This is a genomic window from Streptomyces sp. NPDC050485 (assembly GCF_044458185.1).
GTDB lineage: Bacteria > Actinomycetota > Actinomycetes > Streptomycetales > Streptomycetaceae > Streptomyces.
The window spans coordinates 21466-39162 of the sequence record NZ_JBITHR010000005.1 but is presented as its reverse complement, the minus strand read 5'-3'; the positions used below and the strand labels follow the sequence as shown (position 1 = coordinate 39162).

The following is a 17697-nucleotide window of genomic DNA, read 5'->3' as shown; positions in this document are numbered from 1 at the left end:
GGCTATTTCCATGTTCGATCCAGTCATAGCGCCGAGCGGCACGTTGCTCGGCCTGCTGCAGCGGGGCCGCGGCGACGGCACCCTGCACGCGCTGGCCGCCCCGCGCGACGAGGCCCTGGCGGCCCTCAACCACTGCGTACTGAGCGACCCCCGCCACGACTGGCAGGTCGAGAACCGCTCCCTGTACTACGCGCGCCTCTTCCTGGATCTCGACGGCGGGCTCGACCAGATCGAGCGCCATCTCTTCGGCGCCGAGGACATCCTCGACACCGAGGACTCCAGGACCGGACTCGCCCTCGCCGTCCTCGGCCACCTCGCCTCGTACGGCAGGACCGACGCGCTGGCGCTGCTGCGCCGGTACGCCTCGGCCGGCTCGAACTGGGCCTGGGCCCTGGACGAGCTGGCGCTGCGCGACGACGACGCGGGCCTGCGCGGCCTCGCCACGTCCGTGCTCGGCCGCTTCCCCGCCACCGCCGAGGGCGACGCGGAGCTCGCCGCCACCGTGCGTGACGCCTATGAGCCGCGCCCCTGGCGGCTGTGGGCCGAGGACCCGCGGGACGGTGTGGGCGCCCGGGTGCGGGCCGCCCGGGAGGCCGGCTCGTTCGACCGCTGGCAGCGGCAGCTGAGGCCCTCCGGGCCGCGCCCCGGCTGGAGCGTCCAGGCCGTCTTCGACTGGGCCGAGCAAGGTCTGGAACGCGGCGCGGCCCTGCACCTCCCCGCGGCCAGGTGCCTCGGCGCGGTCGCCGGTCCCGAGGACCGCGCCGCCATCGTCGCGGCGGCCCGCTCGGGCACCGACGGCGCCCGCGGCGCCGCCCTGCACTATCTCGCCGAATCGCGCGATGCCCGCGTCCTTGACCTCATCGAATCCGCCGTCTCGGCCGGCTCGCACACCGTCGCCGAGGCCGCCGTCCACGCCTTCGAGCGGATGTGCGGACCCGAGGCCGTCGACCGGGCCCGCGGCTGGGTCCAGCGGCCCGACGAACTGGGCGCCTCCGCCGCCAGCGTGCTCGCCTCCCGGGGCGAGGCCGGCGACGGGAAGCTGGTGCTCGGCGCGCTCCGCGAGACCGTACGGTCCAAGGGCCCCGACGCCCCGCTGCTGCGGGCGCTCGTGGACGGGGCGGGACGGCTCGGCATCGGCTGCGCCGCCCCCGTGCTGAGGCACGTATACCGCGAGACGGCCTCCTCCGAGCTGCGCGGCCGCACCGCCCGCGCGCTCGCCGCCACCGACCCCTCCTTCGCCACCGGATTCGCCGTCGAGTGCCTGTGGGACTGCGAGGAGACCACGCGAGAAGTGGCCGCGCAGTACGCGGAGCTCGTCGACGCCCGGGTGGCCGAGCGGCTGCGCAGGCTCGCCGCCGACCCGGCCGAGGAGGCCGAGGTGCAGAGCGCCATCCACGACCGGCTCGGCCCGGACCCCACGGCCGTGTGACCCGCGGCCCGCTCGGGGCTGGCGCCGTGCGATCCACGGCCGGACCCGGGTGAGACAACGCTCATGGGACGTTCCCCGGACGGAAAGATCCAAGTCGGCCGGGCCACTCCCGGCGCGACGACAACACGGGTATGCGTGTCGTCATCGTCACCGAATCCTTTCCGCCCGACGTCAACGGCGTTGCCCACTGCGCCCTGCAGACCGCACGGCATCTCGCCGCACGCGGTCACCAACCGCTCGTCATAGCCCCGGCCACGGCCACGGGGGAGGGCTCTGACGCGCCGTGCCCCGTCATACGGGTGCCCTCGCTGCCGCTGCCCGGCTATCCAGAGGTCCGCCTCGCCCTGCCGAGCCGCCGCGTCGCCGCCGCCATCGCCGCCCATCGCGCCGACCTCGTCCACCTGGCGAGCCCCTTCGTCCTCGGCGTGCGCGGCATGGCCGCCGCCACCCGCCTCCGCGTCCCCGCCGTCGCCGTCTACCAGACCGATCTGGCCGGATACGCCCGCACGTACATGGGCACCGGCGAAGGCACCGCGTGGCGACGGCTCCGAGCCGTGCACGGCGCCGCCGACCGCACCCTCGCACCGTCCACCTCGGCCATGCGCGACCTGGCGGAGCACGGCGTGCAGCGGGTGCGGCTGTGGCCGCGCGGCGTCGACACCGACCGCTTCGGCCCTGAACGGCGCGACGAGGCCCTGCGCCGCGAACTCGCCCCGCACGGCGAACTGCTCGTCGGCTACGTCGGCCGGCTCGCCCCGGAGAAGCAGGTGGAGCTCCTCGCGGACGTCTGCGCGCTCGACGGCGTACGGGTCGTCATCACCGGCGACGGGCCGAGTGCGCCCGCCCTGCGCGGCGCGCTGCCCGGCGCCGTCTTCCTCGGCCGCCGCACCGGGGACGAACTCGCCCGCGTCTTCGCCTCGTTGGACGTCTTCGCGCACACCGGACCGTATGAGACGTTCTGCCAGACCGTGCAGGAGGCGATGGCGAGCGGAGTGCCCGTGGTGGCGCCCGCGGCGGGCGGTCCGCTCGATCTCGTACGCCATGGCACGACCGGGCTGCTGGTGCCGCCGAGGGATGCGGGGGCGGTGCGCGAGGCCGTGCTGCGGCTCGCCGATCCGGGGCTGCGGGCCGCCTGTGGGCGCGCCGGACGGGCCGCCGTCGAGGGACGCACCTGGGCCGCCGTGGGCGATCTGCTGCTCGACCACTACGGCGAGGTGCTCGGCGCGCGGGCGGCGGTGGCGGCATGAGCGGCCTCAGGATCGTGCGGCTCGCCAACTTCGTCACCCCCGCGTCCGGCGGGCTGCGCACCGCGCTGCGCGAGCTCGGCCGGGGCTATCTGGCCGCCGGACACGAACCCGTGCTCGTCGTGCCGGGCGAGCGGGAACGCGACGAACTCACCGAACAGGGGCGGGTGATCACCCTGCCCGGCCTGGTGCTGCCGGGTACCGGCGGCTACCGGGTGCTCGCCGACCGGCGCCGGGTGCGCCGGGTCCTCGAAGACCTCGCCCCCGACCGCATCGAGGTGTCCGACCGCACCACGCTGCGCTGGACCGGCGAGTGGGCGCGCCGGGCCCGGGTCCCCTCCGTGATGGTCTCGCACGAGACGGCGGACGGGGTGCTGCGCACCTGGGGCCTGCCCGAAGCGCTGGCCCGCGGCGCCGCCGACCGGCTCAACAGGCGTACGGCCTGGGCGTACGCGCGGATCGTGTGCACCACGGAGTGGGCGGAGCGCGAGTTCGTACGGATCGGGGCGCGGAACGTGGCCCGGGCTCCGCTCGGTGTCGATCTGGAGCAGTGCAGGCCGGGCCGGCGCTCGACCGTGCTGCGGGCCCGCCACGCGCGGGGGGCCCGGGTGCTGCTCCTGATGTGCTCGCGGCTCTCGGTCGAGAAGCGGCCCGGGCTCGCCCTGGACGCGCTCGCGGCGCTGCTTCACGCGGGCGTGGCGGCGGCCCTTGTGGTCGCTGGGGACGGCCCGCTGGCGGGGAGCCTGGAGCGCCGGGCGGTCGCCGAGCGGCTGCCGGTGGAGTTCCTGGGGCATGTGGCCGACCGCGAGGCGCTGGCCGACCTGCAGGCCGCGGCCGACCTGTGCCTGGCGCCGGGTCCGGCGGAAACGTTCGGTCTCTCGGCCCTTGAGGCCCTGGCCTGCGGAACCCCCGTCGTGTGCAGCGCCTCCTCCGCGCTGCCGGAAGTCGTCGGCGCCGCCGGTCTGGCGGCCGGGGGCACGGCCGGGGAATTCGCCGCGGCGGTACGGGAGTTGCTCGCCCGGCCCGAGCAGGAACGCCGGGCGGCCGCGCGGGCCCGGGCCGGGCTGTTCGGCTGGGACGCGTCGGTGGCGGCCTTCCTCGCCGCGCACGAGGCTCCGGTGGCGCGCCGCACCAGGTCCGGCGCGGATCCGGGGGTGGCCGCGTGACCACCATGGCCTGCGCCGCCGGACAGGCGCCGCAACTCCCGCTCCAGGGGCTGCGGTTCGCCGCCCTCGGGGACTCGCTCACCGAAGGCATCGGGGACCCGGTGGCGGGCGGCTGGCGCGGCTGGGCAGCGCTGCTCGCCGGCCACCAGCAGGGCTGGGAGTTCCGGAACTTCGCCGCCAGTGGCGCGCTCACCCGTGATGTGACGGAGCAACAGGCGCCGCTGGCCCGGGAGTTCGCGCCAGACCTCGCCTCGGTCGTCGTCGGCGTCAACGACACACTGCGCCGCTCCTTCGACATCCACCGGATCGCCGTCGGCCTCGACACGGTGTACGGCGGCCTCGCCGGACAGGGCGCGGTGCTGCTCACCGCCTGTCTGCCCGACCCGGGCGCCATGCTGGGACTGCCGGGGCCGCTCGCCCGGCCGCTCGCCAGGCGGCAGCGGGCCGTCAACACGGTGGTGCACACCCTGTCCGCCCGGTACGGAGCGATCCATCTCCACCTCGCCGACCGCGAATGGGTCGCCGACCGCGCCCTGTGGAGCGCGGACCGGCTGCACCCGGGCGAGCGCGGGCACCGGCTGATCGCGGCCCGCTGCCACGCGCTGCTCGCCGAGCGCGGCCTCGCACCGGGCGCGCCCCCCTCGCGCGAACCGGAGCAGCCGCCACCGGGCGCGGCCGCCGCCCTGTTCTGGCTGGCCACGTCCGGCACCGCCTGGCTGGCCCGCCGCTCCACCGACCTGCTGCCCCAACTGCTCCGGCTGGCCGGCGACGAACTGCGCCACGCCGCGCGAGGCACCGCGGCCCGCCTCGATCTGCACGCCGCCGACGCCCTGTCGTCCGCGCTGGCGGCCGTCTCACCGGGTCCGGCCGAAGGAGCTCACCAGGATCAGAAACGGCCCACCGGCACGAACCGCACGGGCGTGCCCGGCGCGGCCTGCGCCGCGGCCGCCAGGTCGGATTCGGGGACGACGCCGATCACCGGGTAGCCGCCGGTCGTCGGGTGGTCGGCGAGGAAGACCACCGGGCGGCCGTCCGGCGGCACCTGGACCGCACCCAACACCATTCCCTCGCTGGGAAGTTCACCCTTGACGGCGCGTACCAGCGCGGGCCCTTCGGTGCGCAGCCCGATGCGGTTGCTCGCCGAGGACACCCGGTAGCGGCCGCCCGCCAGGACGGCGGGCGCGTCCGCGGTGAACCAGTCGGCGCGGGGCCCCGGCAGCACGCGCAGCACCAGCTCCTGCGGCGGCCCCGGCGCGGGCGCCGCGTCCAGCGGCGGGTACGGGGGCGACGGGGAGCCCAGCGGCAGCACCGCGCCGTCCCTCAGCAGGGCCGGGCCGAGGCCCGACAGGAGATCGGTGGAGCGGCTGCCGAGCACCGGCTCCACGGTGACACCGCCGGCGAACGCCAGATACGAGCGCACCCCGCACGTCGCCGCGCCCACCTCGACCACGGCCCCCGAAGGCACCCGCACCGGCGCGCCCCACGCCACCGGACGGCCGTCGACCGTGACCGGGCAGGGCGCTCCGGTCACCGCCACGGTGACCGGGCAACGAGGGCGTACCGCACAGCCGTTGAGGGTCGTTTCGAGAACGGCCGCCCCCATGGCGTTGCCGACCAGCCGGTTGGCGAGACGGCTCGCGGGCAGGTCGAGCGCGCCCGAGCGGGGCACCCCCAGGTGCGCGTGCCCGTACCGTCCCTCGTCCTGTACGGAGGTGAGCGCGCCGGACCGTACGACGGACAGGGCGCGGTCGGTCATCGCGCCGCCCGCTCGACGAAGCGGACCCGGGTGCCGGGGGAGAGCAGGGCGGCGGGCTCGCGGTGCGGGTCCCACAGCGCGGCGTCCGTGCTGCCGATCAGCTGCCAGCCGCCGGGGGAGGAGCGCGGATAGACGCCGGTGTACGGGCCCGCGAGGGCCACCGAACCCGCGGGAACCGAGGTGCGCGGGGTGGCCCGGCGCGGCACCGCGTACCGCTCGGGGAGGCCGGTGAGGTAGCCGAAGCCGGGCGCGAACCCGCAGAAGGCGACCCGGAATTCGGCCGAGGAGTGGATGCGTACCGCCTCCTCCCGCGATACCTGCCACAGGGCCGCGACCTCCGCGAGATCGGGGCCGTCGTAGCGCACGGCGATCTCGACCGTCTCGTGCGCGCCCGCCTCCAAAGGAGGGATTGCCCAGGTGGTCAACAGGGCGGCGAGCGACTGGGGGTCCGGCACGCCGTCAAGGAGTACGGTGCGGGCCGCGGGCACGATCTCCCGCACCGGGGGAAGCGTGCCGGCGGCGCGGCGGCGCAGCAGCTCGGCGTGCAGCGCCTCGGCCGCCTCGCCGCTGTCGAGCTCGACCAGGAGGGCGTTGTCGCCGACCGGGAGGGTGCGCAGGGCGTCTCCGGTCATACGAAGGCCGCCACGCGGACGCCCGCCGATTCGAGACCGGCCCGCACCCGGCGGGCCAGGACCACCGCGCCCGGGGTGTCGCCGTGCACGCACAGCGAGCGCGCACCGACGGCGACGCGTTCCCCGGTCGCGGCGACGACCGTGCCGTGCAGGGCCATCGCGACGGAGCGCGCCACCACCGCGTCGGGGTCGCTGACGACCGCGCCGTCCTGGCCGCGCGGCACCAGCGTGCCCTGGGCGGTGTAGGCGCGGTCCGCGAACGCCTCGGTGATGACGGGCAGTCGGGCCTGCTCGGCCGTCGCGAGCAGCCGGGAGCCCGGCAGCCCGAGCACCGGAAGCCGGTCACCCGCGAGCAGTACGCCTTCCACGACGGCCGCCGCCTGCTCCTCGTCGTGCACGACCCGGTTGTAGAGCGCGCCGTGCGGTTTGACGTAGGCGACCCGGCTGCCGGCGGCGCGTGCGAAGATCTCCAACGCGCCGATCTGATAGGCGACTTCGGCCGCGAGCTCGGCGGGCGGCACATCCATGGAGCGGCGGCCGAAGCCCGCCAGATCGCGGTAGGAGACCTGCGCGCCGATGCGCACGCCGCGCTCCGCCGCCAGCGCGCAGACCCGCCGCATGATGGCCGGATCGCCGGCGTGGAAGCCGCAGGCCACATTGGCGCTGGTGACCACGGACAGAAGTTGTTCGTCGTCGGTCAATCGCCAGTGACCGAAACCCTCGCCGAGGTCGGCGTTGAGATCGATCGACGTCGTCGCGGGCCGGGTCATGGATGCGGGATCTCCTGTTCCAGATGGTGCGTGGCGCTGTTGTGCAGTCTGCCCCGGGCCGGCTCAGGGCGCTCGGTAGTGCTCGTCGAGGATGTCGGTGATGAACATCCGGCCCGGTGCGTGGGTGAGCGCGAACGGCGGCCGGGACGCCATGACCGCGGCCTGCGGAGTGACCCCGCAGGCCCAGAACACCGGCACGTCGCCGGGCAGCGCCGCCACCGGGTCCCCGAAGTCCGGCCGGGCCAGGTCGCGGATGCCGAGCGCCGCGGGATCGCCCGCATGGACGGGCGCGCCGTGCACCGCGGGCATCGCCCGGGTCACCCGGCAGGCGGTGCCCACCAGCCGGGCCGGGACCGGCCGCATCGACACCACCAGCGGGCCGCTCAGCCGCCCGGCGGGCCGGCAGGTCCGGTTCGTCACGTACATCGAGACGTTGCGGCCCTGCTCGATGTGGCGCAGCGGTACGCCCTCGGCGGCCAGCCGCGACTCGAAGGTGAAGCTGCACCCGATGAGGAACGTCACCAGGTCGTCCCGCCAACAGGACAGGACATCGGCGGGTTCGGCGACCAGTTCGCCGTTCTCCCACACCCGGTAGCGGGGAACTTCCGTGCGCAGATCGGCGTTGGGGGCGAGCCGCGTCTCCCAGGAGCCCGGTTCCGTGATGTCGAGGACCGGGCAGGGCTGCGGATTGCGCTCGCAGAACAGCCGTACGTCCGCGGCCCAGTCGGCTGGTACGGAGATCAGGTTCACCTGGGTGTGGCCCGGCGCCCAGCCCGCGGTGGGCACGTCCGCACCCGATCGGAAATGGGCACGCGCCTGGCGCGGGGAGACGGCCGCAGGCGTCACAGCGGCCGGATCGACGGCGCTCACAACAGCTCCTGTCCGCGGGTCTCGGGCAGGCCGAGGAGGGCGAGGACGGCGATGGCGTAGCCGACGGCGCCGAACACCAGGGCGCCGCCGACGCCCCAGCTGTCGGCGAGGTAGCCGACCAGGGTGGGGAAGAACGCGCCCACCGCGCGCCCGGTGTTGTACGTGAACCCCTGCCCGCTGCCGCGCACGGCGGTCGGGTACAGCTCGCTGAGGAACGAGCCGAAACCGCTGAAGATCGCCGACATGCAGAAGCCGAGCGGGAAGCCGAGCACCAGAAGAAGGGTGTTCGCCCCTGACGGAAGGTGCGTATAGACGAGGATGCAGACGGCCGACAGGACCGCGAACAGGGCGATGTTCTTCTTCCGGCCGATCCGGTCGGTGAGGTATCCGCCGGTCAGATAGCCGATGAAGGCGCCGGAGATCAGGAATGTCAGATAGCCGCCGGTACCGACGACGGTGAGGTGGCGCTCACTCTTGAGGAAGGTCGGCACCCAGGTGGCCAGCGTGTAGTAGCCGCCCTGGACACCGGTGGAGAGCAGCACCGCGAACAGGGTGGTGCGCAGCAGAGGACCCCGGAAGATGGCGGCGAAGGTGGCGCCGCCGCTCGTGGCGCCGGCCGTGGCGAGCCGCTGCTCGGTGGCCTGCGGCGCGTCACTGACGTTGCGGCGCACATAGACGAGCAGCAGGGCCGGGAGCGCGCCGGTCCAGAACATCACCCGCCACGCGGTGTCCGCGTCCACGTACTGGAAGACCAGCGTGTACACGATGACGGCGAGCGCCCAGCCGGCCGCCCACGCGCTCTGGACGGCACCCAGGGTGCGGCCGCGGTGCCTGGCCGAGGCGTACTCGGCGACCAGGATCGCGCCGACCGCCCACTCGCCGCCGAAGCCCAGGCCCTGGAGGCCCCGGAGAACCAGCAGCGTCTCGTAATTCGGCGCGAATCCGCAGAGCACGGTGAAGACCGCGTAGGTGCCGACGGTGATCATCAGTGCCCTGACCCGGCCGATGCGGTCGGCGAGCACCCCGGCGAAGGCGCCGCCCACCGCCGAGACCACCAGCGTCACCGTGGTCAGCAACCCGGTCTGGCCGGTGTCGAGGCCGAAGTACGCCGAGATCGCGACCATGGTGAGCGGGAGCGTGAAGAAGTCGTACGAGTCGAGGGCGTAGCCGCCGAAGGCGCCCCCGAAGGCACGGCGGCCACCGGGTCCGAGCGCGCGCAGCCAGCCGAACGGGCCGTTGTCGTGCGGGTGTTGACCGTGCTGCTGCGCTGCCTGGGTCGTGCTCATGTGCACCTCGCAGGAGGGGATGAGAGGGCTGCCGAGACTGTGCGGGCGGGGTGGAGCGCGGATCCGGAATGCGGGTCTGGAGCGGAGCTCCCGGGTGTGATCCCCGAGTGCGGTTCCCGGATGCGGTTTCCTCAACGTAAGGGATCGTTGAACGATCCGACAAGACTCATGCGGGGATGTTCCCGCTTCTTCACGGTGCTTCTACGATGGGGCCACGCGTCGGCGGGAGCGGCCGGCGAGGGAGAGAGGGCGCTGTGGCCACGACGGACTCCGAGATCGGCGGGCTTGCCCAGGACCGCGCGCTGCTGGGCCGCACCAGCACGGCGGAACGGGTCGCGGACATCCTGCGCACCCGCATCGCGGAGGGCTTCTTCCCGCCCGGCGAGCGCCTCGCGGAGGACGCCATCGGCAAGGCCCTCGGGGTCTCGCGCAACACCCTGCGCGAGGCGTTCCGGCTGCTCACCCACGAACGGCTGCTCGTCCACGAACTGAACCGCGGCGTCTTCGTGCGGGTGCTCGCCGTCGAGGACGTGGCGGACATCTACCGCACCCGGCGCCTGGTCGAATGCGCCGTCGTCCAGGGGCTCGGCCGGCCGCCCTACCGCCTCGAAGGCCTCGACGCCGCCGTGTCGGGCGGCGAACGGGCCGCCGAACAGGGCGACTGGAAGGGTGTGTCCACCGCCAACATCCACTTCCACCGGGAACTCGTCGGCCTCGCGGGCAGCGCCCGAACCGACGAGCTGATGCGCGGCGTCCTGGCCGAACTCCGCCTGGCCTTCCACGTGGTGGACGATCCGCGCCGCCTCCACCAGCCCTACCTCGTACGCAACCGGGAGATCCTGGAAGCGCTGCGCGCGGGGGAGCGGGCGACGGCGCAGCGGCTGCTCGCCGGATACCTCGACGACTCGCGCGCCCAGCTCGTCGAGGCGTACGGGAAACTGGTCGAGGGCGGGCCCGCCCAGCGGGCGGCTCCGGGCGGATCCGCGCCGATTCGCGAGGGGCGGGCGCGGGCGGACCACGCCGTTTCCGGAGGGGCGGGCGCGGGCTGATCTGCGCCGTTTCGACCGTTGTCAGTGCGAGGACCTAATCTGTCCACCGTGACTTCGCCTGCCTCGACGGAACCCGTTCCGCCCCAGCTCAGCGCGGCGCCGCGCCCCGCACCGGGCCCGGCCGCCGACGAGGGGCTCGCGCGGCGGCTGCGCGCGCTGGCGTGCACCGCCCCGCTGCACGACCTCGACGTGCGCAAGGCCAATCTCGCGGGCGAGTACTCGGTGTACGCCATGGCCGAGGTGGCCCTCGCCTCCATCGACCTCGTCACGCTGAACATGGACTTCGACACCGGCGCCGACCACGAGCAGATCGTGGCCCGCCTCGTCCCGCGGGTCGCAGCCCAGGCACCGCACCGGCTCGCCGCCGAGCACGAGCGGGTGGCCCGCTGGGTCCTGGAGAACCTGATCAACGTGGGCAGCGTGGACCGCGGCTTCCGCGCGGTGTACGGCACGTTCAATACCGACGGCGTCTACGTCCGCAGGGACTACGACTTCAAACTCCTCGAAGAGGTCCCCGGATACGGCGGCGCCGTCTACCTGCGGACCACCGACGAGGCCGTCAACGTCCTGGTGGGCGCCCTCGACACCGATGTGACCAGTGCCCAGATCGCCGCCGAGGTCAAGCTGGAAGTCCTGATCAACCGCGGCCGCCTCGCCGACGCCCAGCTCGCCGCCGAACAGGCCCGCTACCGCACCGTGCAGTACGCCGAGACGCTGCGGCGCACCCTGGAGGCGACCCGCCGCAACGTGCGCGCGGTCGACTGGCTCAACGCGGTACCGGACATGATCGCCGAGGCCCTCGACCACGTCGCCGACCGCTACCGGCACGAAAACGCGATCCTCACCAACATCCGCAAGGCGCGCGACGAGGCGGAGGACCCCGAGCACAAGCGGCGCGCCGCAGAGCTCGTCGACATCGTCAAGGACTGCATCCGCCGCCACACCCAGCTCCAGTCCCGCCTCCTGGAGGCAGGCCCGCTCTTCCGCGCCGAACAGGACCGCCAGGCCTTCGCCGGCCCCGCCGCCCGCTCGGGCCTCGACCTGTACGGCCAGCTGGTCGCCCCCCTGCTGCCGCTCCCGGTCGAGCAGGCGATCCGCGTCACGGACGCCTTCTTCGCCCGCGGCACCGGTCTGCGCACCCCCGTCTCCGTACGGGTCGGCGATCTGGTGGACATACTGCTGACCCCGCCCATGGAGCGTGAGCACCTCGGGGCGGAGATGCCCGAGCCCGATCTGATCGCCACCCCCGACGACAGCCGCTTCAGCGACGAGCAGCTCGCCGCCGCCATGGAACTGCTCGACCTGGAGCACGACGCGCCGCGCCGGCTCTCGGGCCTGCTGGCCGAAGCCCGCCGCGGGGATCCCGAACTGCCGTACCTGGTCGCCCTGTTGGCGGTCCACGCGGCCAGCCCGCCGGTCGGCACGGCGTACCGCCAGGGCGAGCAGCGCCTCCTGTTCGCCGTGGACGACGGCACCCAGCTGGACGACCCCGAGTTCGGCGGCGCCGACCTGATCGTGGGCACGGCCCTGCTGGACGCGGTGGGCATGGCCGCGGGCCGGACGGAGGCGGCGTGAGTCTTTCCCCTACCCGCCCCTTCCCGAACTGGGGCTCCGCCCCAGACCCCGCTCCCCAATCGCCGGAGGGGCTGGGAGTTGCAGTGGACCTCAGCCCAAAATCAAGCCCGTCATGGGGGTCCCCCTGGCCCTTAAGGCCTTGGGGGAGTTTGAGGACTGGGGGTCCGGGGGCAAAGCCCCCGGTTCGGGAAGGGACGGGGTGGGGAACGGCCCAGCGCAGCGCACACCATCCCGCCGACCACGGCCGTACCAAGGAGACACACCCGTGACCGACCACCCCACCGAGTACGTCGCCCTCGGCGACGAGGCCGAACCGGCGCCCGCCGCCCCCGGCACCGGCGGCGAAGGCCGGATCACCCCCGCCGACGCCGCGGACGCCGCCCGGCTCGTCGCCTTCGGCCTCCAGCCCAAGCTGCTGCCCGCCAGGGACGCCGAGTACGGCGAGCTGCTCCGGCGGCACCGAGAGGACCCCGCGTTCGCGCGGCTCGCCGACGCGGTCGCCGCCGGACTCGGGCTGATCGTCCTGGAAGTGTCGCCGCGCGCAGGCATGGCCGTGACGGCCGCCGAGGACTCCGTCTTCGCCGTCCGCATGGGCGACTACGCGCGTCGCGCCGCCGCCCCCGACTCCGCCGACCGCTTCCTGCACGGCCTGGCCCATCTCGCCGTCGCCGCCATGGCGTTCCCCCGGCCCGAAGACCTCGCCGACGACGGCTACATCGGCCGGATCACCGTCAACGGCGTGGACGCCTTCGTGCGGCAGGCCTGCCGACGCCTGGAGGAGCGGGCCGAGGGGGCCGGCGAGAACACCGACCCCGAGACCGCGGCCCCGGGCCTGGAGGCCGCCTGGCGGATCTACGCGCGGCGCAGCTCCACCGGAGCCACCAAGGACGCCCGCCGGCTCGCCGGTTCGACCACCGGCATCGTCGCCAAGGCCGTCGCCTTCCTCACCGAATCCGGCTTCCTCCAGCGGACCGGAGACGATGCGGGCGGCGCCTACCGCACCACCGCCCGCTACCAGTTGCAGGTCCGCGACATGGCGGGCAGCGCCGCCATGGCCGAGCTGATCGAGCTCGGCGTGGTCGCGGTCACCGACGGCAGCGCCACCCTGCTGCCGCCGCCCGACGCCGACGACCTGGAGCTGGTGGCCGACGCCGGACTGCCGTTCCACTCCTGACCCCGCCTCCCGCCGCCCCCCCCACAACCACGAGAGTCCGCCGACATGTACGAGCTGTCCCGGGTCCGCCTCTACTCCATCGGGCCCGCCGGTGCGCGCTACGCCGACACCGTGCTTGACCTGCGGGGAGTCGGCGCGCCCGTGCCCAATCCGGCCCCCGCGCAGGCCGAGTTCTTCGAGGACGAGCCGGTCGGCCCGCCGCGCCGCCCGGCACCCGCTGGCGTGCTCTTCCTGGAGAACGGCGGCGGCAAGTCCGTACTGCTGAAGCTGATCTTCTCGGTGATGCTGCCCGGCCACCGCAACACCCTGGGCGGCGCCAGCTCCGGAGTGCTGCGCAAGTTCCTGCTCGCCGACGACTGCGGACACGTCGCCCTGGAGTGGCAGCACACCCTCACCGGCGAGCTCGTCGTCGTGGGCAAGGTCAGCGAGTGGCGCGGGCGCCAAGTCTCCAACGACCCGCGGAAGTTCGCCGAGGCCTGGTACTCGTTCCGGCCGGGCCCCGGGCTCAGCCTGGACTCGCTGCCCGTCGCCGAGTCCAGCGCGATGCGGCCGGCCGCGGAAGGTGCCTCCGGCGCCCAGGGGCGCCGCCGCACCATGAAGGGCTTCCGCGACGCCATCACCGAGGCGACCAAGGCGTATCCACACCTGGAGGTCTACTGGGAGGAGATCCACGACCGCTGGAACGAACACCTCGGCGACCTGGGCCTGGACCCCGAACTCTTCCGCTACCAGCGGGAGATGAACGCCGACGAGGGTGAGGCCGCCGGCCTGTTCGCGGTCAAGAAGGACTCCGACTTCACCGACCTGCTGCTGCGCGCCGTCACCGACACCCGCGACACGGACGGCCTCGCCGACCTGGTCAGCGGCTTCGGCAACAAGCTCGGCCGACGCGCCGAGCTCACCGCCGAACGCGACTTCACCGCCGGTTCGGTGGACCTCCTCGGCCGGATCGTCGAAGCCGCCGAGACGCGCGGGCGGGCCCGCGACATCCACGCAGCGGCCGAGCGCCGCACCCGCGTGCTCGCCCGCAGGCTCTCCGCGCGCGCCGCCGACGAGCGCGGCCGCGCCACCGACCTCGCCCAGCAGGTCACCGCCGCCGCCCACCACGTCACCCGCGCCGAGCAGGCGCGCGGCCGCAGCTCCCTGATCGCCTCCGAACTCGCCTACCGGCACGCCTCGTTGGCGCTCGCCGTCGCCGAGAAGGCCGCCGCCGCGCAGCGCCGCGAACTGGCCGACGCCCGTACGCTGCACTCCGCCTGGCAGGCCGCCGAAGCGGTGCTCCGCCACCGGGCCGCCGCCGACCGCTCGGCGCGCGTCGCCGCCGCGATCCGCGATGCCGAACGCGACGCGGCCCCCGCCCTCGCGGCCCGCGCCCGGGCCGCCGCCGATCTCGTACGGGCCCTGCACACGGCCGCCGAGGACGGCGAGCGCGTCGCGGCCGAGGAGGAGGAACGCTCCGCCGCCCTCCAGGAGGCGGGCGAGTCCGCCCACCGCGATGCCACCGCCGCCGCGACCGAGGCCCAGCGGGCCCGCAGCGAGGCCGGGCACCTGCGCCAGCGCCTCGCCGAGGTCGAGCAGGAGACCGCCGAGGCCGTACGCGCCGGATGGCTGGACGACAGCGCGCCGGACGCCGACCCCGCGCGGGCCGCACTCGCCGCCAGCGATGCCGAGAAGACCGCGGTCGCCGGCTGGGACGCGGCCCGCGACGCCGCCCGCGCCGCCGCCGAGCGGGCCCGCGAGGCCGGCTCCGTGGAGGCCCGCGCCGAACTGGCCGCGGCCCGCGCCGAGGACGCCGCCCGCGCCGCCGAGAACGCCCACGACGCCGAGCGCCGGGCCGCCGAATCCATCGCGGCCGAGGAGCGCCTCGCGGAACTGCTCAGCCTGCCCGGCGCCCCTGCCTCAGTGCCCGGACCGCGCAAGCCCGACGGTCAGGGCGGTCAAAGCCCCCTCACCGCCGAGGAGTTGGACCGCTGCGCCGACGAGCTGCGCGGCCTCCTCGACCAGGGCGTCGCCGCCGCCGAGCGCCAGCTCTTCGAACTGCGCACCGCCGCCGCCGACGACGCGCGCATCCTCGGCGCACTCGGCGACGGCGGGCTCCTGCCGCCCAGCCCCGACGTGCTGGCCACCGTCGAATACCTCGGCGAGCACGGCATCCCCGCGCTGCCCGGCTGGCGCTACCTCGCCCAGGCCGTGGATCCCGCCGACCACGCCGCCGTACTCGCGGCCCGCCCCGAGCTCGTCGACGGCGTGGTGATCACCGACCCGGCCTCGCACACCCGGGCCCGCGAGGCGCTCGCAGGCGCCGCACTGCTGCCGCGCTCCGCCGTCGCCGTCGGCACAACCACCGCGCTGCTCGCCCCCGTTCCCGCCGCGGACTCGGGCACCGACAGCGGGGTCTTCCTCGTGCCGCCCAACCCGGCCATGCACGACGAGCACGCCGCCGACGAGGAGCGCCAGACGCTGCGCGCCCGCGCCACCGCCCGCGACGAGGACATCCGCTCGCTCGCCGCCCGGCTCGCCGGGGACCGTTCGCTCGCCGCCCGCATCGGTTCCTGGCGCACCGACTGCCCGCCCGGCATGCTCGCCGAACTCGCCACCGCCGCCCGCAGTGCCCGCGAGGCCGCCAAGGAAGCCGCCCAGGAACTGACCGGGGCGCGCACCGCACGGGCCGAGGCGGACGAGTCGGCCGCCGAGACCGCACGCGTACGCGACGAACGCCAGGAGGCCGCCCAGCGCGCCCGGCGCGCCGCCGACGCGCTCGCCGGACTCGCCTTCCGGCTGCGCGAACGCGCCGGCTGGCAGGTCAAGCTCCGCGAACTCGCCGACGAGGCAGCCGAGTCGGAGGCCCGCGCCCAGACGTTCCTGGAACGCGCCAAGGCCGCCGACGAGGACCGCCGCGCCGCCCAGCGCGCCGCCGACGACGCCCACCGCACCTCCCGCGCGCTGCGCGCCGAGCGCGCCGAGATCGCGGGCGCCCCGGAAATCCTGCCGGAGCCCGACGCCGACGCCCCGCGCGCCGCCCTGCCCGCCCTGCGCGAGGCCTACCGGGCCGCGTCCCAGCTGTACGAGAAGGTCGGCGTCGGCGCCGACCTGCGCGCCGAGCAGGCCCGCGCGGAGAGCGACGAGAGCGCCGCACTCGCCGAACTGGACCGGCTCACCAACAAGGTGCGCACCCGTGCCGCCACCCTCCTCGAAGGCACCGACGGCGCCGATGGCCCGTCCCGCCAAGCGGCCGCGGCCCGGGCCGAATCGCTCGTACAGATGCTGGAGACGCGGGCGTCCGCGGCGAGCGAGCAACTCGGCCGGCTGCGCGGCGAGGCCGAACGGCTGGCCCCCGCCGACGGCGCCGCGCACACCGAGCTCCCCGAGGACCAGGTGCCTGGCGACGCCGAGCAGGCCCAGGCGCTGCTGCGTACCGCCACCGCTGAACTGGGCGCCCGCACCGACGAGTTGGAGACCTCCCGCGCGGCCCACGCCGAACTGCTCGGCGCCCACCGTGCCGCCGAGGACGCGGCAGGCGGCTTCGACGAGACGGCCGCGCTGCTGCGCGACCTGCTGCGGGACAACAGCCAGGGGCCGGAGGAGGACACCGTCCCCGAGCCGTACCCGGGCAGCCTGGCGGAGGCCCGGCAGTCCGCCGCCGAGGCCCGCCGCTCACTGCGCGGCTGCTCCGCCGATCTGTCGGCCGCCGAGTCCGCGGTCCGCGAGGCCGGCGACATCCTGGTGCGCCACGCCAACGCCACCCGGTACGAGCAGGTCCGCACCCCCGCACGCCAGCAGATCCGGGAGCTGCCCGCGGCCGCCCTGCCCGAGCACGCCGCCGCCTGGGCCGCCGCCTTCGAACCCCGGCTGCGCGTCCTGACCGACGAACTGGAGCAGCTGGAGCGCAACCGCGACTCGATCGTCGACCGGCTGCGCGGCCTGGTGGAGTCGGCGCTCACCACACTCCGCTCCGCCCAGCGCCTCTCCCAGCTGCCCGAGGGCCTCGGCGAGTGGTCCGGACAGGAGTTCCTGCGGATCCGCTTCGAGGAACCCGATCAGGCCACCCTCACCGAACGGCTCGGCGAGGTCATCGACGAGGCCACCCGCGCCGCCCTGCGCAAGAACTCCGATCTGCGCCGGGACGGCATGTCCCTGCTGCTGCGCGGAGTGCAGGCCGCGCTTGAACCGCGCGGCATCGCCGTCGAGATCCTCAAGCCGGACGCGGTGCTGCGCGCCGAGCGCGTACCCGTCGGGCAGATGGGCGACGTGTTCTCCGGCGGTCAGCTGCTCACCGCCGCGATCGCCCTCTACTGCACGATGGCGGCGCTGCGCAGCAACGACCGGGGCCGCGACAAGCACCGGCACGCCGGCACGCTCTTCCTCGACAACCCGATCGGCCGCGCCAACGCGACCTACCTCCTGGAGCTCCAGCGGGCCGTGTCCGACGCGCTCGGTGTCCAACTGCTCTACACCACCGGCCTGTTCGACACGACCGCGCTCGCCGAGTTCCCCCTCGTCATCCGGCTGCGCAACGACGCGGACCTGCGCGCGGGCCTGAAGTACATCAGCGTCGAGGAACACCTGCGGCCCGGCCTCCCCGAGCAGGCCACCACGGGCGAGACCGTGCACGGCGAGATCACCGCGACCCGCATGTTCAAGAGGCCCGTCTGACCGGGCGGTTGAGGCCCGCACGAGACGGATCGGGCGGTTGGGGCCCGTACGAGACGGACCGGGCGGTTCAGGCCCGAACAAGACGGCCCGCGC

13 protein-coding genes are annotated in these 17697 nt (G+C 74.9%); 8 read left to right on the top strand and 5 right to left on the bottom strand.

What is annotated here, in order from left to right; translation table 11 throughout:
• Nucleotides 1–10: 10 nt before the first annotated feature.
• The 4 genes from ACIBK6_RS11925 to ACIBK6_RS11910 all read left to right on the top strand — a co-directional run bounded on the left by ACIBK6_RS11925 (nt 11) and on the right by ACIBK6_RS11910 (nt 4825).
• The gene (locus ACIBK6_RS11925) at nt 11–1429 is read left to right on the top strand and encodes a HEAT repeat domain-containing protein (protein ID WP_399051060.1); all 1419 of its coding nucleotides are present in this window, start codon (nt 11–13) and stop codon (nt 1427–1429) included.
• A gap of 131 nt (nt 1430–1560) precedes the next feature.
• The gene (locus ACIBK6_RS11920) at nt 1561–2676 is read left to right on the top strand and encodes a glycosyltransferase family 4 protein (RefSeq protein ID WP_399051058.1); all 1116 of its coding nucleotides are present in this window, start codon (nt 1561–1563) and stop codon (nt 2674–2676) included.
• A complete protein-coding gene (locus ACIBK6_RS11915; RefSeq protein WP_399051057.1) occupies nt 2673–3839 on the top strand; it encodes a glycosyltransferase in 1167 nt (388 codons plus the stop codon). Before ACIBK6_RS11920 ends, ACIBK6_RS11915 begins: the two co-directional genes overlap by 4 nt.
• A 5-nt stretch (nt 3840–3844) precedes the next feature.
• Nucleotides 3845–4825 carry an SGNH/GDSL hydrolase family protein gene (locus tag ACIBK6_RS11910; RefSeq protein WP_399051431.1) on the top strand — a complete coding sequence of 327 codons (981 nt, stop codon included), beginning with the start codon at nt 3845–3847 and terminating at the stop codon, nt 4823–4825.
• Here the strand turns inward: ACIBK6_RS11910 and ACIBK6_RS11905 are convergent.
• The 5 genes from ACIBK6_RS11905 to ACIBK6_RS11885 form a co-directional block, all read right to left on the bottom strand.
• A complete protein-coding gene (locus ACIBK6_RS11905) occupies nt 4726–5595 on the bottom strand; it encodes a biotin-dependent carboxyltransferase family protein (protein ID WP_399051055.1) in 870 nt (289 codons plus the stop codon). The genes ACIBK6_RS11910 and ACIBK6_RS11905 overlap by 100 nt on opposite strands.
• Nucleotides 5592–6227: a 5-oxoprolinase subunit PxpB gene (gene pxpB, locus ACIBK6_RS11900; RefSeq protein ID WP_399051053.1), complete on the bottom strand. Its 636-nt coding sequence runs from the start codon at nt 6225–6227 to the stop codon at nt 5592–5594. Before pxpB ends, ACIBK6_RS11905 begins: the two co-directional genes overlap by 4 nt.
• On the bottom strand, nt 6224–6997 hold the full coding sequence (locus ACIBK6_RS11895) for a LamB/YcsF family protein (protein WP_399051052.1): 774 nt from the start codon (nt 6995–6997) through the stop codon (nt 6224–6226). Before ACIBK6_RS11895 ends, pxpB begins: the two co-directional genes overlap by 4 nt.
• A 63-nt stretch (nt 6998–7060) precedes the next feature.
• A complete protein-coding gene (locus tag ACIBK6_RS11890; RefSeq protein ID WP_399051050.1) occupies nt 7061–7867 on the bottom strand; it encodes a putative hydro-lyase in 807 nt (268 codons plus the stop codon).
• Complete coding sequence (locus ACIBK6_RS11885; RefSeq protein WP_399051048.1) at nt 7864–9153, bottom strand: MFS transporter; 1290 nt, start codon at nt 9151–9153, stop codon at nt 7864–7866. The genes ACIBK6_RS11890 and ACIBK6_RS11885 overlap by 4 nt, the downstream gene beginning before the upstream one ends.
• A 254-nt stretch (nt 9154–9407) precedes the next feature.
• Here ACIBK6_RS11885 and ACIBK6_RS11880 point away from each other — a divergent pair, with 254 nt between their 5' ends.
• The 4 genes from ACIBK6_RS11880 to ACIBK6_RS11865 all read left to right on the top strand — a co-directional run bounded on the left by ACIBK6_RS11880 (nt 9408) and on the right by ACIBK6_RS11865 (nt 17604).
• A complete protein-coding gene (locus tag ACIBK6_RS11880; protein WP_399051046.1) occupies nt 9408–10202 on the top strand; it encodes a GntR family transcriptional regulator in 795 nt (264 codons plus the stop codon).
• 48 nt (nt 10203–10250) lie between these two features.
• A complete protein-coding gene (locus ACIBK6_RS11875) occupies nt 10251–11777 on the top strand; it encodes a hypothetical protein (RefSeq protein WP_399051045.1) in 1527 nt (508 codons plus the stop codon).
• Between the two features lie 265 nt (nt 11778–12042).
• Nucleotides 12043–12951: a hypothetical protein gene (locus ACIBK6_RS11870; protein ID WP_399051044.1), complete on the top strand. Its 909-nt coding sequence runs from the start codon at nt 12043–12045 to the stop codon at nt 12949–12951.
• 45 nt (nt 12952–12996) lie between these two features.
• Entirely contained in the window at nt 12997–17604 is a 4608-nt protein-coding gene (locus tag ACIBK6_RS11865; protein WP_399051042.1) for a hypothetical protein, read from the top strand.
• Nucleotides 17605–17697 lie beyond the last annotated feature (93 nt).

Bases quoted from the DNA above. Each gene is read 5' to 3' on its own strand.
- ACIBK6_RS11925 (WP_399051060.1), top strand. From the start codon at position 11: ATGTTCGATCCAGTCATAGCGCCGAGCGGCACGTTGCTCGGCCTGCTG.
- ACIBK6_RS11920 (WP_399051058.1), top strand. From the start codon at position 1,561: ATGCGTGTCGTCATCGTCACCGAATCCTTTCCGCCCGACGTCAACGGC.
- ACIBK6_RS11915 (WP_399051057.1), top strand. From the start codon at position 2,673: ATGAGCGGCCTCAGGATCGTGCGGCTCGCCAACTTCGTCACCCCCGCG.
- ACIBK6_RS11910 (WP_399051431.1), top strand. From the start codon at position 3,845: ATGGCCTGCGCCGCCGGACAGGCGCCGCAACTCCCGCTCCAGGGGCTG.
- ACIBK6_RS11905 (WP_399051055.1), bottom strand. From the start codon at position 5,595: ATGACCGACCGCGCCCTGTCCGTCGTACGGTCCGGCGCGCTCACCTCC.
- pxpB (WP_399051053.1), bottom strand. From the start codon at position 6,227: ATGACCGGAGACGCCCTGCGCACCCTCCCGGTCGGCGACAACGCCCTC.
- ACIBK6_RS11895 (WP_399051052.1), bottom strand. From the start codon at position 6,997: ATGACCCGGCCCGCGACGACGTCGATCGATCTCAACGCCGACCTCGGC.
- ACIBK6_RS11885 (WP_399051048.1), bottom strand. From the start codon at position 9,153: ATGAGCACGACCCAGGCAGCGCAGCAGCACGGTCAACACCCGCACGAC.
- ACIBK6_RS11865 (WP_399051042.1), top strand. From the start codon at position 12,997: ATGTACGAGCTGTCCCGGGTCCGCCTCTACTCCATCGGGCCCGCCGGT.